Genomic DNA, 13239 nt, shown 5'->3' with positions numbered 1-13239 from the left:
CCCCAACGTCCAGAAGGAACCTCCCGCAATGCCACGACCACGCCCCGCGCGCCTGTCCACCATCGTCCTGGCCGCCGCGACGGCCGCCATGACGGCCGCCGTCCTGACCGCGTGCGGCAACGGCACCGCCTCCGGCGGAGGTGGCGGCGGTACGACGGACCGCACCATCCGCATCGCCTACCAGGCGTTTCCCAGCGGAGACCTCATCGTGAAGAACAAGGGGTGGCTGGAGGAGGCGCTGCCCGGCTACACGATCAAGTGGACCAAGTTCGACTCGGGCGCCGGCATCAACACCGCCTTCGTGGCCAAGAGCGTGGACATCGCGGCCATCGGGTCGAGCCCGGTCGCCCGCGGGCTGTCCGCGCCGCTGAACATCCCCTATCAGGTGGCGTTCGTGCTCGACGTGGCGGGCGACAACGAGGCCCTGATCGCCCGCGACGGCAGCGGCGTCTCCTCGGTGGCGGACCTGCGCGGCAAGAAGGTGGCCACGCCGTTCGCCTCGACGTCCCACTACAGCCTGCTCGCCGCCCTCGACAAGGCGGGAGTGCCGGAGTCGGCGGTGAACCTCGTCGACCTGGAGCCGCAGGACATCGTGGCGTCCTGGACGCGCGGGGACATCGACGCCGCCTACGTCTGGCTTCCGACGCTGGACGAGATCAAGAAGACCGGAAAGACGCTCATCACCAGCCGTGAGCTGGCGACGGCGGGCAAGCCGACCCTCGACCTCGGCGTGGTGTCGACGGCGTTCATCAAGGCGCATCCCGACGCCGTCGACGCCTGGCGGAAGGCGGAGTCCAGGGCGCTCGACCTCATCGCGAGCGACCCCGACGCCGCCGCCCAGGCGGTGGGGGCCGAGCTCAACCTCGCCAAGGACGACGCCAAGGCGCAGCTCAGCCAGGGCGTGTTCCTCAAGCCGGCCGATCTCTCCTCGCCGGAGTGGCTCGGCACGCCCGGCCAGGTCGGCGGCCTGGCCAAGAACCTCGTGGACGCGGCGCAGTTCCTCAAGGACCAGCAGAAGATCGACTCGGTGCCCGACCTCGCCACGGTCGAGAAGGCCGTCTACACCGAAGGGCTTCCCGGTGCTGTCGCGCCCTGACCCGGCCGCCGCCCCCGCTGCCGCCCCCACTGTGGCGGACGAGGACGCCGCCGCCGTCCACCTGCACGAGGTCGGGCACGTCTACGACGGCGCCGGAGGGCCCGTCGCCGCCCTGGGACCGATCTCCCTCACCGTCCCGTCCGGGACCTTCCTCGTGCTCGTCGGCGCCTCCGGCTGCGGCAAGAGCACGCTGCTGCGCCTCGTCGCCGGCTTCGAGAAGCCCACCTCCGGCACCGTGCTCACCGGGGGCGCCGAGCCCGTCCCCGGCAGAGGCGCCGGGGTCGTCTTCCAGCAGCCCCGGCTGTTCCCCTGGAAGACCGTGGGTGGCAACGTCGAACTGGCCCTGCGGTACGCCGGGGTGCCGCGCGCGGAGCGCGCCCGCCGCGTGCCGGAACTGCTCGAACGGGTCGGCCTGCACGACGTGGCGGACCGCCGGATCTGGCAGATCTCGGGAGGGCAGCAGCAGCGTGTGGCGATCGCCAGGGCGCTCGCCGGCGACGACCCGCTGCTGCTGCTCGACGAGCCGTTCGCCGCCCTCGACGCGCTCACCCGCGAACGCCTCCAGGAGGACCTGCGCCGGGTGAGTGCGCAGACCGGCCGTACGTCGGTGTTCGTCACCCACAGCGTCGAGGAGGCCGTGTTCCTCGGCAGCCGGGTCGTCGTGCTCACCCGCCGGCCGGGCCGGATCGCGCTCGACCTGGAGGTCGGCCTTCCGCGCACCGGGATCGAGCCCGACGAACTGCGCGCCCTGCCCGAATACGCCGCGCTCCGCGCCGAGGTCGGCCACGCCGTACGCGCCGCCGCCGCCTGACGCGCCGCCGCCTGAAGCGCACAGCCGCGCCCGCCACCACCTGAGGAGAACGAGATGACCACGTCGACCGCCGTCAAGCTTGACCTGCGACCGCTCGGCCCCCACTTCGGGTCGGAGGTCGAGCGGCTGGACCTGGCGAACGCCACCGACGAGGAGCTGGCCGCGGTGCGCGCCGCCCTCGTGGAACGCAAGGTGCTGTTCTTCCGCGACCAGAGCCTGGACGAGGACGGGCAGGTGGCGCTCGGCCGCCATATCGGCGAGCTGACCGCCTCCCACCCGGTCGTCGGGGGAGTCGACGAGGCGCATCCCGAGATCTACGCACTCGACAGCGCCGACAACGGCTTCGCCGACGTCTGGCACACCGACGTCACGTTCATGCCCCGCCCGCCGCTCGGCTCCATCCTGCGCGCGGTGATCCTCCCGCCCACCGGCGGTGACACCAGCTGGGCCGACAGCCAGCTCGCCTACGACTCCCTGTCCGCGCCGGTGCGGGAGCTGGCCGACCAGCTCACCGCGGTGCACGACGGCAACCGCGAGTTCGGTTACTACCTCGCCCAGCGCCGCTCCGGCAGGGGCAGCGTCTGGGACGGCGAGGTCGTCACCCGCCTCGACCCGGTGGAGCACCCGGTGGTCCGCGTCCACCCCGAGACCGGCCGCAGGGGCATCTTCGTCAACCCCGGTTTCACCTCCCACATCGTCGGCGTGTCCGAGGCGGAGAGCCGGGCCATCCTGGACCTGCTCTACGCCCACCTCACCAAGCCCGAGCACATCGTCCGCCACCGCTGGAGGGCCGGCGACGTCGCCATGTGGGACAACCGGAGCACGGCCCACTACGCCAACCGGGACTACGGCGACGCCCACCGGGTGATGCACCGGATCACCCTGCGCGGCGACCGTCCCTTCGGCCCCGGGCGACGTCCCTGAGTTCAGGCCGAGCTCAATACATGCGGCTCAGTACATGCGCGGCGGCGCGGGGTCGGTGCGTACGTGCAGCAGATGCGGCCGGTCGTCGGCGAGCGCGGCGGCGAGCGCGCTCTTCACCTCGGCGGGCTCGGTGACGTACCGTGCCGCGCAGCCCATTCCCTGGGCCAGCGCGACGAAGTCGAGCCCGCCGAGGTCCACACCGGGGATGCCCGTGCCGCCCGCCGCTTCACCGAGCAGCCGCACCGCGGCGTACCGCGCGTTGTCGAGGATCACGAAGGTCACCGGCGTCCCCTCGCGGGCCGCGGTCCACAGGGCCTGGATGCCGAACATGGCCGACCCGTCGCCGAGCACCGCGACGACCCTGCGGCCCGGCCTGGCCAGCGCGGCGCCGACCGCGGCCGGGAGCCCGTAGCCGAGCGCGCCGCTCGCGGTGGTGAGGAACCCCGTGTCGGTCGCGGTGATCGGCAGGTGGTCGTGCAGCACACTGCGGTGGCTGGGTGTCTCCTCCACCACGATCGCGTCGGCGGGCAGCAGTTCGGCGAGCGTGGCGTAGACCTCCGCCGCGCTGATCACCCCGTCCGCCGGTCCCGCCGGCCGGGCGAGGACGGGCGGGGCCACCCTGCCGGTCACGCGCACCCGGCGGCCCGGCGTCCCGTTCGCGGCACTGCCGAGGGCCTCGTCCAGCGCCCGCAGGGCGAGCCGCGGTGTCGCCCTGATGCCGGCGCCCGTGTCGGCCCTGGCGAGCACCTGCTCGTCGTCGCTGACCACGAACAGCGGGGGCAAGGGCACGTCGGGCTCGCCCCGGTAGACGTGGTAGGTGAAGGCCGGGGCGCCGATCACCACGACCAGGTCGTGCCGGGCCAGCGCCGCGGCGGTGGCGCGTTTCTCCGCGTCCAGGAAGCCCAGGAAGAGGGGATGATCCTCGGGGAAGGAGCACCGGGGCGAGACCGGCCCGGCCCAGACACCCGCCTCGACGCGCTCGGCGAGGGCGACGAGGTCGGCGACCGCGCCGTCCGCGTCCACGCCTGGCCCGGCCACGATGCCCGGCCGCGCGCTGCCGTGCAGGGCCTCGGCCAGCGCCGCGAGGGCGGCGGGGTCGGGGGCGAAGCCGGGGATCGCCGGGCGCGCGGCGACCGGCGCACCCGCCTCCGCGTCCCAGTCGTCCGCCGGAACGGAGATGAAGACCGGGCCTCGCGGAGCCTGGGACGCCACGTGGTAGGCGCGGGCGATCGCCGCGGGCACGTCCTGCGCCCGGGCGGGCTCGCAACTCCACTTGACGTACGGCCGGGGGAAGGCGGTGGCGTCGGTGGCGCCGAGGAAGGGATCGTCGCGCAGCAGCGTCCTGCTCTGCTGACCGGCCATCACGATCAGCGGGGCGTGGCCGCGCGCGGCGTTGAACACCTGCCCGAGGCCGTGGCCGAGGCCGCCCGCGCTGTGCAGGTTCACCAGCACCGGCCGCCTGGTGGCCTGGGCGTAGCCGTCGGCCATGGCGACGACCACCGATTCGTGCAGCCCGAGCACGTAGCGGAAATCGTCCGGCCAGTCGGTGAGAAAGGCGATCTCGGTGGTTCCGGGATTTCCGAAAACGGTGGTCAGGCCGAGTTGCCGGAGCAGTCGGCGGGTGGCGTCCCGGACCGTCCTGTCGCTCGCGATCGAATTCACGGGAAACGCCTCCAGAATTCTCAGGAACGGGCGGAGAGCCGCATGGTGAAAAGCCGGGCGCAATATCCCCGGAGCAGCGGCGCCCGGTCGCCGAGATGTTTCTCGACACCGTGCAGCAGCGCATTGAATCCGGCACGGTCGCCCGTGGAGGCGAGCGTGTCGATCGTGGCGACGGCCTCGCGCAGCGCCGCCCTCGCCGCGGCGGCGTGCGGGTTGGCCACCTGGATGTCCCAGTAGACCTCGGGGTTGCCGCCGGTGATCCGGGCGAGGACGGCGAGCATGGTCAGGTGCGGGGGCGGGGCCAGGGCGAGCAGCGCCTCGGCGTCCGCGCCGCCCGCGACGACCGCCTGCCCGAAGGCCAGCGCCGCGGCGTGCGTGGCCGCCTGGAGGACCGCCGTGACGCGGTCGTGCTCCCCGGCGGTCAGTTCGACGACCCTGGCTCCGGCGGCGGTGATCGAGCCGAGCAGCGCGGCGGTGCGCGGGCCGTCCGCCACGCGTACGGCGGCCACGGCGTTGTCCTGCCAGCCCAGCGCGGGGGCGAACATCGGGTTGAGCCCGCACGCCTCCGCATCCTGGGAGGCCGCCGCACCGGCGAGAGCGGGGGTGACGGCCTCCTTGACCGACAGGGTCTCGACCAGCAGCGCCCCCGGCCGTACGGCGGGCGCGCAGGCGGCGACTGCCGGGACGGCGACGTGCTCGGGCAGCGCGAAGACCACCGTGCCGGCCTGCCGCAGCACGCCGAGCAGGTCCGCCGAGGGGCGGCAGGCGTCCGCGACGATCGCCACCGTGCCGGGGATCTCCGCCGCCCGCACGTCGGCGCACACCACCGGGCCGTCCGGGAGCAGCAGGCGGGCGAGCAGCCCGCCCACCTCACCCGCGCCGCCGACCACGACCGTCGTCATCTGGACTCCACCGGCTCACCGGCGCGCAGCGCGGCCACGTCGATCTTCCCGTTCCGGTTGCGCGGCAGTTCGGCGAGGACGACGTACCGGTCGGGCCGCATGTACGCGGGGAGCGTGGCCGCCGCGACCGCGCGGAGCTCGTCCTCGGTGGGCGGGGCGCCGCTCGCGGCGACGAAGGCGATGACCTGCTCCGCCCCGCCCGGCGGCGTCCGCAGGGTGACGAAGCAGCCGGTGACGGACGGGTGCCCCGCCACGGCCGCCTCGATCTCCCCGAGTTCCACCCGGAAGCCCCTGATCTTCACCTGGCTGTCGGTGCGGCCGGCGATGTGCAGCTCACCCGCGGGCGACCAGAACCCGCGGTCGCCGGTGCGGTAGATCCGCCCGCCGCCTCGGGGATCGGGCAGGAACCGCGCCGCGGTGAGGCCGGGACGCCGGTGATACCCCCGGGCCAGGGCCGGGCCCGCCACGCAGATCTCGCCGATCACCCCCGGAGGCGCCGGCCGGAGACCGGCGTCCAGGACCTCGACCCGGTAGTTGGGCAGCGGCCCGCCGATCGGGATCCGCCCGTCCGCGGCGTCGGCGATGCCGCAGGGGTGGGCGGTGGCCCACACCGCGCACTCGGTCGGCCCGTAGTCGTTGAGCAGCACGGCGTCCGGGCAGGTGAGCAGGTGACGCGCGACCAGCCGGGGCGGCATCGGCTCGCCGCCCACCGAGACCAGCCGCAGCCGGCTCAGGCACTCCTCCCCGGCCGCCTCCAGGACGAGCCCGTAGTGCGACGGGACGGAGTGGATGTGGGTGATCGGCACCCTCCGCAGCAGGGCGCGCAGGGCCAGCGGGTCACGTGCCTCGCTCTCGGTCGGCAGCACCGCCGTCCCGCCGCCGGTGAGCGTCCAGTAGAGGCCGCCCGCGGCGCCGTCGAAGCACAGCGGCATGGTGACCAGGTCGCACTCGGGCGGCGGGCCGCCCACCCCGCGCGCGTGCGTGGACACCACGATCGCCCGGTGGCTGACCGCGACGCCCTTCGGCACACCGGTGGACCCGGACGTGTAGATGACGTACGCCAGGTCGGCCGTGCGCACCGGCACACCCAGGTCGTGATCGGCCTCTCCGGCCAGGTCACCGGGGTCGAGCACGCGTACGCCCGGGAACCCGGTCGCGCCGCCGACCGCGAGCCGTACGCCGGAGTCGGCGAGGATGCGGCGGATGCGGTCGGCGGGCTGGGACGGCTCGACCGGCACGTAGGCCGCGCCGGTCTTGAGCACGGCGAGCATCGCGACGACCGACTCGGCGGCGCGGCCGGCGAACACCGCGACGAGGTCGCCGGGGCCGGCGCCGGCCGCGCGCAGGCGCCGCCCGAGCCGGTTGGCCCGGGCGTTCAGCTCGCCGTAGGTCAGCGCGACGTCGCCGCAGACGAGCGCCGTGCGCGCCGGCTCGGCCGCGGCCCGGCGCTCGATCAGCGTGTGCAGGCAGACGTCCTCGACCGGCTGCGCCTCACCGCTGGACCAGGTGGTGATCGCCGCGCGCTCGGCGGTGGTGAGCGCGGCGACGTCGCGAACCGGGCGATCCTCGGCGAGCTCCCCGAGGACCGCGAGCAGCCGGTCGGCCAGGGCGGCGACCACCTCGGGGTCGAACAGGCCGGTGTCGTGGTCGAGGCACACCCCGCCGTCCGCCCACCGCACGGCCAGTTCGTGCGGTACAGGCGCGACAGCGGCGAGCTCCGTCGCTTCCCGGCGCCCTCCCGCTCCCTCATCCTCTCCAGATCCCGCGCCTCCTCGCGCTGCCGGGCCGGCGACGGCGACGCGGGCGACCACGCCGGTCGGGAGGGGAGAGGCGGTGCGCAGATCCTCCGCCACCCGGCGGACCAGGTCTCCGGCCCGTTCGCGCTCGTCGACGAGCACGGTCAGAGCCACCGGGTGGGGAGTGACGACGGCCAGGCGCACCTCGGGCTCGCCCGTGTGGCGGGCGAGGAGGATCGCCACGGCCGCCGCCAGGACGGCCTCCGGCACCGCGCCTGCTGCGCCCGCGCTGCCCGGCCATGCGCTTACCGGTGTCGCGGCTTCCGGCTGTGGGTGGTCCGGGGTCGCGCCGCCGGGGGCGGGCCACGGCCGGAACACCGTGTCCGTCGTGCCGGACGGCACGCTGCCGCAGCGGAGCCACGCCGGCAGTTCGCCGCCGTGGCGGACGCCGCCGTCGGGTTGCGCATCTCCGGGGTAGGCCGTACGGCCGGGCAGCCGGTTCACAGCAGCACGCGTTCGTGCGGAGCGGACCGGTGCGCCCGCGACTTGCGCAGGTCGCGGGTGACCAGCACCTTCTTCAGCCACCGGTCGGTGCCGTCGTATCGAGCGCGGAACGCGCTCCTGCCGTGCACGGCCCGGTAGTTGTCGACGATGAGCAGGTCGCCGGGGCCGAGTGCGACCCCGCACAGGTTGGCTTCCAGCGACCCGACCAGGGCGGCCAGCGCCTCCTCGGCCTCCCGGTCGCCCGGCAGCGCCGACATGAACACCGGGTCGATGCGCAGGTACGGCGCGTCGGGATGGCCGAACAGGACCGCGCTCGGCTCGGGCTCGTCCTGCATCCGCTGGATGCTGTGCATCCCCATGCCCATCGCCGTCGCCCCCTCGGCCCGCGCCCGCAGCCGGTTGAGGTGCTCGTTGTCGGGGCGGATGAGGAAGCGCGGCTGGGCGAGCACCTCGCGTTGGGCGGGATCGATCCGCACCTCGTCGACGCCGGCCACCGTGGTCGGCACCGCGTCGTGGTTGCGCATCCCGAGCAGGAGCAGGTAGTCGCAGCGGAGGGGGTGGAAGCCGTCCTCCGTGTGCCACTCCAGCAGCACGGTGCCGTGCCCGCTCTGCTCGCGCTCCTCCGTCGGCATCGGCACCACGTCGTGCACGAGCTTGCCGTTCTGCAGCGACGACCAGCCGAAGACGTCACCGAGCAGGCTCGCGACCAGCACCAGGTACACCTCGTGCGCGGTCCGGGCGGGTACGGTCGCGGGCCTCGCCTGCTCCCGCCAGTCGAGCGGGGTGGGGCCGATCTCGTCGTCGGAGACCGGCAGCCCCCGGACGACCAGCGCCGGGCTCCGCTCGAACAGCCGGAGGGAGAGCAGTTCGCCGACCAGACGTTCCGGCAGGCGGTGGGCGTACGTCGCCGCGCCGTCGAGCAACGCCGGGGCGGTGCTCGAACCGTGGCGCGCGGCGAGGGTGCGGGTGTAGGTGTCGATCTGGGCCGCGTCGGCCGGATCGAGGTCGACGTAACGGATGCTTCCCGACCCCGTGCTTTCCGGCGCGGTGCCTCCCGTCGTGGCCTCGCCTTCCGGCCGCGGCACCGTTGAGACGTCCTCCATCGTGGTCCTTTCTCGCCTCACGCCCGCTACGCCGCGGCCGCCGCGGCCCGTGCGGCCACCTCGTCGGGAGCCGGGAGGTAGCCGTTCTCCACGAGGAAGCGGAAGCAGGAGTGGGCCCACTCCTCGTTGACCGGCGGGCATTCGATGCCGGACCCGTCCAGGGCCGCGGTCAGCACCCGGCACTCGTCCATAGGGTCGACCCGCTGCTGCAAATCGGGGTCGAGGGCGGCGTGCCGCATGGACGCCACACGCAGGATCGGGGTCAGCGGGTAGAGGATGTGGTCCTCGTCGACCGCGAGGGCCTGCCGCCTGGCCTCCTCCTCCTCGACGACGTTGAGGGCGTAGCCGAACGACCGCAGCCACTCGTAGCACTGCTGCATCGTGGTCGGTTCCCGGTTGGTGATGTTGAAGTTCCGGCCGAGGTTCTTCTCCTGCAGGGAGGTGTAGACGATCGCCTTGGCCGTGTAGTCGACGGGCACCGCGTTGATCACGTCGTTGTAGAGCGGCAGCACGCCGAGGTCCAGGAAGCCCTTGAGGTAGACGTACAGGTAGTCGGTCTCGTGGGAGGCGCCGGTCTGGGTGTGACCGGTGATCATCCACGGCCGCTGCACGGTGACCGGGACGCCGCGGTCGCGGGCGAGGGTGACGATCCGCTCGGAGACCCACTTCGTACGGGGGTAGCCGGTCGGGATCTTGGTGGGCCGGTCGGTGAGGTCCTGCTCGGTGAAGGGGCGCTCCGCGCCCGTGCCCATGAAGACGTCCACGCTGGAGATCAGGTGGAACGCCTTGAGCCGGTCGGTCGTCGCCAGCCGCAGCAGCTCCTCGGTGCCGAGGACGTTCGCGGCCTTCATCGCCTCGTAGGGGTAGGTGAAGTTGACGATCGCGCCGCTGTGGTAGATCGAGTCCAGCGACCCGGCCAGCTCGTCGTACGCCTCCTTCGACAGGCCGAGGGCCGGCTTGGCGAGGTCGCCGGTCACCACCCGCAGCCTCGACCGGTACGACTCGTCCCACGCCCGGTACTTGCGCAGCACCTCCTCCAGGCGGTCCCACGCCTCGTCCCGGCTCTGGCCGCGCACCAGGCAGTGCACGATCGCGTCGGTGCGCTCGATCAGCTCGATCGCGACGAAGGCGCCGAGGTAGCCGGTGGCGCCGGTGACCAGCACGTGCTCCGGCTCGAACCACCGGGCGCGCGGCAGGCCGTCGGGCCGTACGGCGGGGTCGAGCGTGACGTCGGCCTGCAGGTCGGCGAGCTGCTGCAGATAGAGGGCGGCGTTGTCCTGGGCGCTGCGCTCGCGCTGCTGGAGCTCGACGACCCTGGCGATGCCCTCGACGGTCGGCACGCGGAAGATGTCGTCGATCGGCAGCTCGATCGTGTGCTGCCGCGACAGCTGCGCGGCGAGCCGGGCCACCAGCAGCGAGTTGCCGCCGAGGGAGAAGAAGTCGGCCGTGACGCTGAGCCGCGGCAGGCCGAGCACCGAGGCGAACGTCTCGGCGATCTCCGCCTCCAGCGTGGTGCGCGGCTCGACGAAGTCGCCCGCGGCCACCTCCTGCGGCGTGGGCAGCGCGGCGAGGTCGATCTTGCCGTGCCGGGTCAGCGGCATCCGCTCCAGCGTGACGAAGGCGCTCGGCACCATGTAGTCGGGCACCTGCCCGAGCACGTGGTTGACCAGCGTCTCCTGGGTCAGGATGCGGCCGCTCACCGGGACCACGTACGCGACGAGGCGCGGCATGCCGGGCTGGTCCTCGCGTACGGTGACCACGGCCTCGGAGACGAGGGGGTGGCGGAGCACCACGTTCTCGACCTCGGCCGGCTCGACCCGGAACCCGCGGATCTTGACCTGGGTGTCGGCCCGGCCGAGGAACTCGATGGTGCCGTCGGGCCGGTAGCGGGCCAGGTCGCCGGTCCGGTAGAGCCGGCCCCCCGGCGTGAACGGGTCGGGCAGGAAGCGCTCCGCGGTCATCGCGGGGCGGTTGACGTAGCCGCGGGCCGTGCCCTCGCCGCCGATGTACAGCTCGCCCGGCACCCCCGGGGGCACCGGGTGGAGCCGCCGGTCGAGCAGGTGGATCCGCCCGTCCGGGATCGGGCGGCCGATCGGGACGCGCGGCGCGTCGGCGTCCGCCGGCGACACCGGGTGCACCGAGGCCCACACCGTGGCCTCCGTCGGGCCGTACTCGTTGAACAGCGCGGCGTCCGGCGAGTGGCGGAAGTGCTCGGCGACCAGGCTCGGCGGCAGCGCCTCGCCCGCGACGACGGTCGCGCGGACCGACGGGCGCGGCTCCGGGTCGGTCTCCAGCAGCAGGGCGTACTGCGAGGGCACGCCGTCGACGTGGGTGACCTGGCGGTTTCGGATGAGCCGGCCCAGCAGGCGGGGGTCGAGCACCTCCGTCTCGGTCGGCAGCACGACCGTGCCGCCGCGGGTGAGCGTCCAGTAGAGGCCGCCGCCGGCCGCGTCGAAGGTGAGCGGCGCGAGCACCAGGTAGCGCTCGGGCAGGCCCGGCCCCTCGCAGGCCGTACGCGCCTCGGTGGCGTGCGCGATCTGCCGGTGCTCGACCGCGACGCCCTTGGGCCGGCCGGTCGACCCGGAGGTGTAGATGACGTAGGCCAGGTTGGCGGGACCCGCCGCGACGACCGTACGGCCCGCGGCCTGCTCGGGGTCGGTGATGGGAACGCTGACCCGGGCCCGCCCGGCCAGCGTCACGGGCAGGGCGGCCAGGGCCTCCGCGCGTCCGACGAGCAGGCCGATCCCGGCGTCGTCGGCGATGAACGTCAGCCGGTCGGCCGGGTAGGACGGGTCGAGTGGCACGTACGCCGCCCCGGCCTTGAGCACGCCGAGCAGGGCCACCACGCTGTGCGGCGACCGGTCGACCACGACGCCCACCCGCGACTCGGGACCGGCGCCCCGCGCGACCAGCTCGGCGGCGAGCGCGTCCGCGCGGCCGTCGAGGGACGCGTAGCTGATCTCGACGCCGCCGCCGGTGACCGCCGTACGCTCCGGGTGGGCCTGGGCCGCCCGCTCGACGAGCGCGTGCAGGGTGAGCGACCGGTCGCGGCCGGTCCGCGTGTCGTTCCACCCGGTCACGATCCGCTCGTGCTCCTCCGGGGTGAGCAGCGGGATGTCGGCGAGCGGGTGGTCGGGGCGGGACAGTCCCTCGGTCAGCACCACCAGGACGTGGCCGAGGAACCGCTCGACCGTGCCCCGGTCGAACAGGTCGGTGTTGTACTGCGCGCGCAGGTGCAGGCCGTCGCCGCGCCGCACCGCGAACAGGTCGATGTCGTGCGGGGTCCAGGTCACCGGCAGGTCGAGGGGCCGCGCCACCGCGCCGGGCAGCGCGCGGTCCTCGGCGTCCTCCTCGAAGGCGAAGGTGGTCTGGAACAGCGGCGTGCGGCTCAGGTCGCGCTGGGGCTGCGCCGCGTCCACGATCCGGTCGAACGGGAGCCGCGCGTGCGCCAGGGCCTGCGCGCGGGCGGCGGTGACGCGCCCGGTCAGCGCGCCGAGGCCGTCGCCGGTGCGCAGTTCGACGCGCAGCGGCACGATGTTCTCCAGCGGGCCGACCGTGCTGTCCTGTGCGGTGCCGTCGGAGGCGGTCCACGATCCCGCCGCCGGGACGCCGATCGCGAGGTCGTGCTGCTGCGAGTAACGCGAGAGCACGGCGGCGTACGCGGCCAGCAGCGTCGGTCCCGGGTCCTCGCGCCAGGCGGTCAGCGCGTCGGCCAGGGAGGCGGGCACCGGAACCGTGACCGCGTCGCCGTGGATGGTCTTCAGCGGCGGGCGCGGCCGGTCGGTCGGCAGCTCCAGCGGGCTGAGCGCGGCCAGCCCGCCGCGCCAGTAGTCGACGGCCTCGCCCGCGTCGTCGCTCTCGCTCCAGGCACGCTGGGCGTCCACCAGGGAACGGAAGTCGGCGGGCGTGCCGGTGGGCGTGTCGGTTTTCAGGGCCTCGGCGCCGCCGGACAGGGCCGTGTAGCGCGACAGCACCTCGTCGACGATCAGCCGGACCGAGCGCCGGTCGGCGACCATCTGGTGCGCGGTGAGCAGGAAGACGTGGTCGTCCGGGGCGGCGCGCAGCAGCGACGCGCGGACCAGCGGCCCCCTGCCGAGGTCGAAACGGGCCGCGGTCTCGGCCGCCGCGACGCGCGCGAGTTCGCCGTCGAGGTCGGCGGGGTCGATGTCGTGGACGGGCAGCCGCAGCGTCACCGCCGCCGCGGTGGTGGCGATGGCCTGGCCGTTGACCTCGCGGAAGGTGGCCCGCAGCACCTCGTGCCGCTGCACCACGGCGACGAGCGCCTGCTGCATCGCCGCCGCGTCGATCGGGCCGGACAGCCGCACCGCGGCGCTGACCTGCCAGGGTTTGGCGGAGTCCAGTTGGTGCAGCAGCCACAGGCGGCGCTGCTCGAGGAGAAGGGTGCTGGGTGTCGTCTCGACCGATCCGTCCAGGAGCTTGGCGAGCAGCGCACGCTTCTCCTCCGGGGTCATCGACTCCAATTCCGGCCGCTGGCTCATGT

The 13239-nt window shown here is 74.1% G+C and carries 8 protein-coding genes; 3 read left to right on the top strand and 5 right to left on the bottom strand.

Annotation, left to right across the window (positions count from 1 at the left end):
• The first annotated feature begins 28 nt into the window (after positions 1 to 28).
• Genes F5972_RS00345 through F5972_RS00335 form a run of 3 tightly spaced genes read left to right on the top strand, consistent with a single transcriptional unit; the run spans position 29 to position 2831 of the window.
• Complete coding sequence (locus tag F5972_RS00345) at positions 29 to 1096, top strand: taurine ABC transporter substrate-binding protein (protein WP_150929934.1); 1068 nt, start codon at positions 29 to 31, stop codon at positions 1094 to 1096.
• Positions 1080 to 1907, top strand: a complete 828-nt coding sequence (locus F5972_RS00340) for an ABC transporter ATP-binding protein (protein ID WP_225311052.1) — start codon at positions 1080 to 1082, stop codon at positions 1905 to 1907. The genes F5972_RS00345 and F5972_RS00340 overlap by 17 nt, the downstream gene beginning before the upstream one ends.
• Before the next feature lie 54 nt (positions 1908 to 1961).
• The gene (locus tag F5972_RS00335) at positions 1962 to 2831 is read left to right on the top strand and encodes a TauD/TfdA dioxygenase family protein (RefSeq protein WP_150929932.1); all 870 of its coding nucleotides are present in this window, start codon (positions 1962 to 1964) and stop codon (positions 2829 to 2831) included.
• 27 nt (positions 2832 to 2858) lie between these two features.
• Here the strand turns inward: F5972_RS00335 and mdlC are convergent, their stop codons facing one another.
• Genes mdlC through F5972_RS00310 form a run of 5 tightly spaced genes read right to left on the bottom strand, consistent with a single transcriptional unit; the run spans position 2859 to position 13237 of the window.
• Entirely contained in the window at positions 2859 to 4493 is a 1635-nt protein-coding gene (mdlC, locus tag F5972_RS00330; protein WP_225311051.1) for a benzoylformate decarboxylase, read from the bottom strand.
• A gap of 20 nt (positions 4494 to 4513) precedes the next feature.
• On the bottom strand, positions 4514 to 5395 hold the full coding sequence (locus F5972_RS00325; RefSeq protein WP_150929930.1) for a prephenate dehydrogenase dimerization domain-containing protein: 882 nt from the start codon (positions 5393 to 5395) through the stop codon (positions 4514 to 4516).
• Positions 5392 to 7635: an amino acid adenylation domain-containing protein gene (locus F5972_RS00320; RefSeq protein ID WP_150929928.1), complete on the bottom strand. Its 2244-nt coding sequence runs from the start codon at positions 7633 to 7635 to the stop codon at positions 5392 to 5394. The genes F5972_RS00325 and F5972_RS00320 overlap by 4 nt, the downstream gene beginning before the upstream one ends.
• Positions 7632 to 8738, bottom strand: coding sequence for a guanitoxin biosynthesis L-enduracididine beta-hydroxylase GntD (gntD, locus tag F5972_RS00315; protein WP_225311050.1), 1107 nt, complete (start codon positions 8736 to 8738; stop codon positions 7632 to 7634). Before gntD ends, F5972_RS00320 begins: the two co-directional genes overlap by 4 nt.
• Positions 8739 to 8764: 26 nt before the next feature.
• Complete coding sequence (locus F5972_RS00310) at positions 8765 to 13237, bottom strand: non-ribosomal peptide synthetase family protein (RefSeq protein WP_150929926.1); 4473 nt, start codon at positions 13235 to 13237, stop codon at positions 8765 to 8767.
• Positions 13238 to 13239: the final 2 nt, after the last annotated feature.

This window comes from Microbispora cellulosiformans (assembly GCF_008728085.1).
Classification (GTDB): Bacteria; Actinomycetota; Actinomycetes; order Streptosporangiales; family Streptosporangiaceae; genus Microbispora; species Microbispora amethystogenes.
This window is presented reverse-complemented; position numbering and strand designations above follow the sequence as displayed.

Bases quoted from the DNA above. Each gene is read 5' to 3' on its own strand.
- F5972_RS00310 (WP_150929926.1), bottom strand. From the start codon at position 13,237: ATGAGCCAGCGGCCGGAATTGGAGTCGATGACCCCGGAGGAGAAGCGT.
- F5972_RS00345 (WP_150929934.1), top strand. From the start codon at position 29: ATGCCACGACCACGCCCCGCGCGCCTGTCCACCATCGTCCTGGCCGCC.
- F5972_RS00325 (WP_150929930.1), bottom strand. From the start codon at position 5,395: ATGACGACGGTCGTGGTCGGCGGCGCGGGTGAGGTGGGCGGGCTGCTC.
- gntD (WP_225311050.1), bottom strand. From the start codon at position 8,738: ATGGAGGACGTCTCAACGGTGCCGCGGCCGGAAGGCGAGGCCACGACG.
- F5972_RS00335 (WP_150929932.1), top strand. From the start codon at position 1,962: ATGACCACGTCGACCGCCGTCAAGCTTGACCTGCGACCGCTCGGCCCC.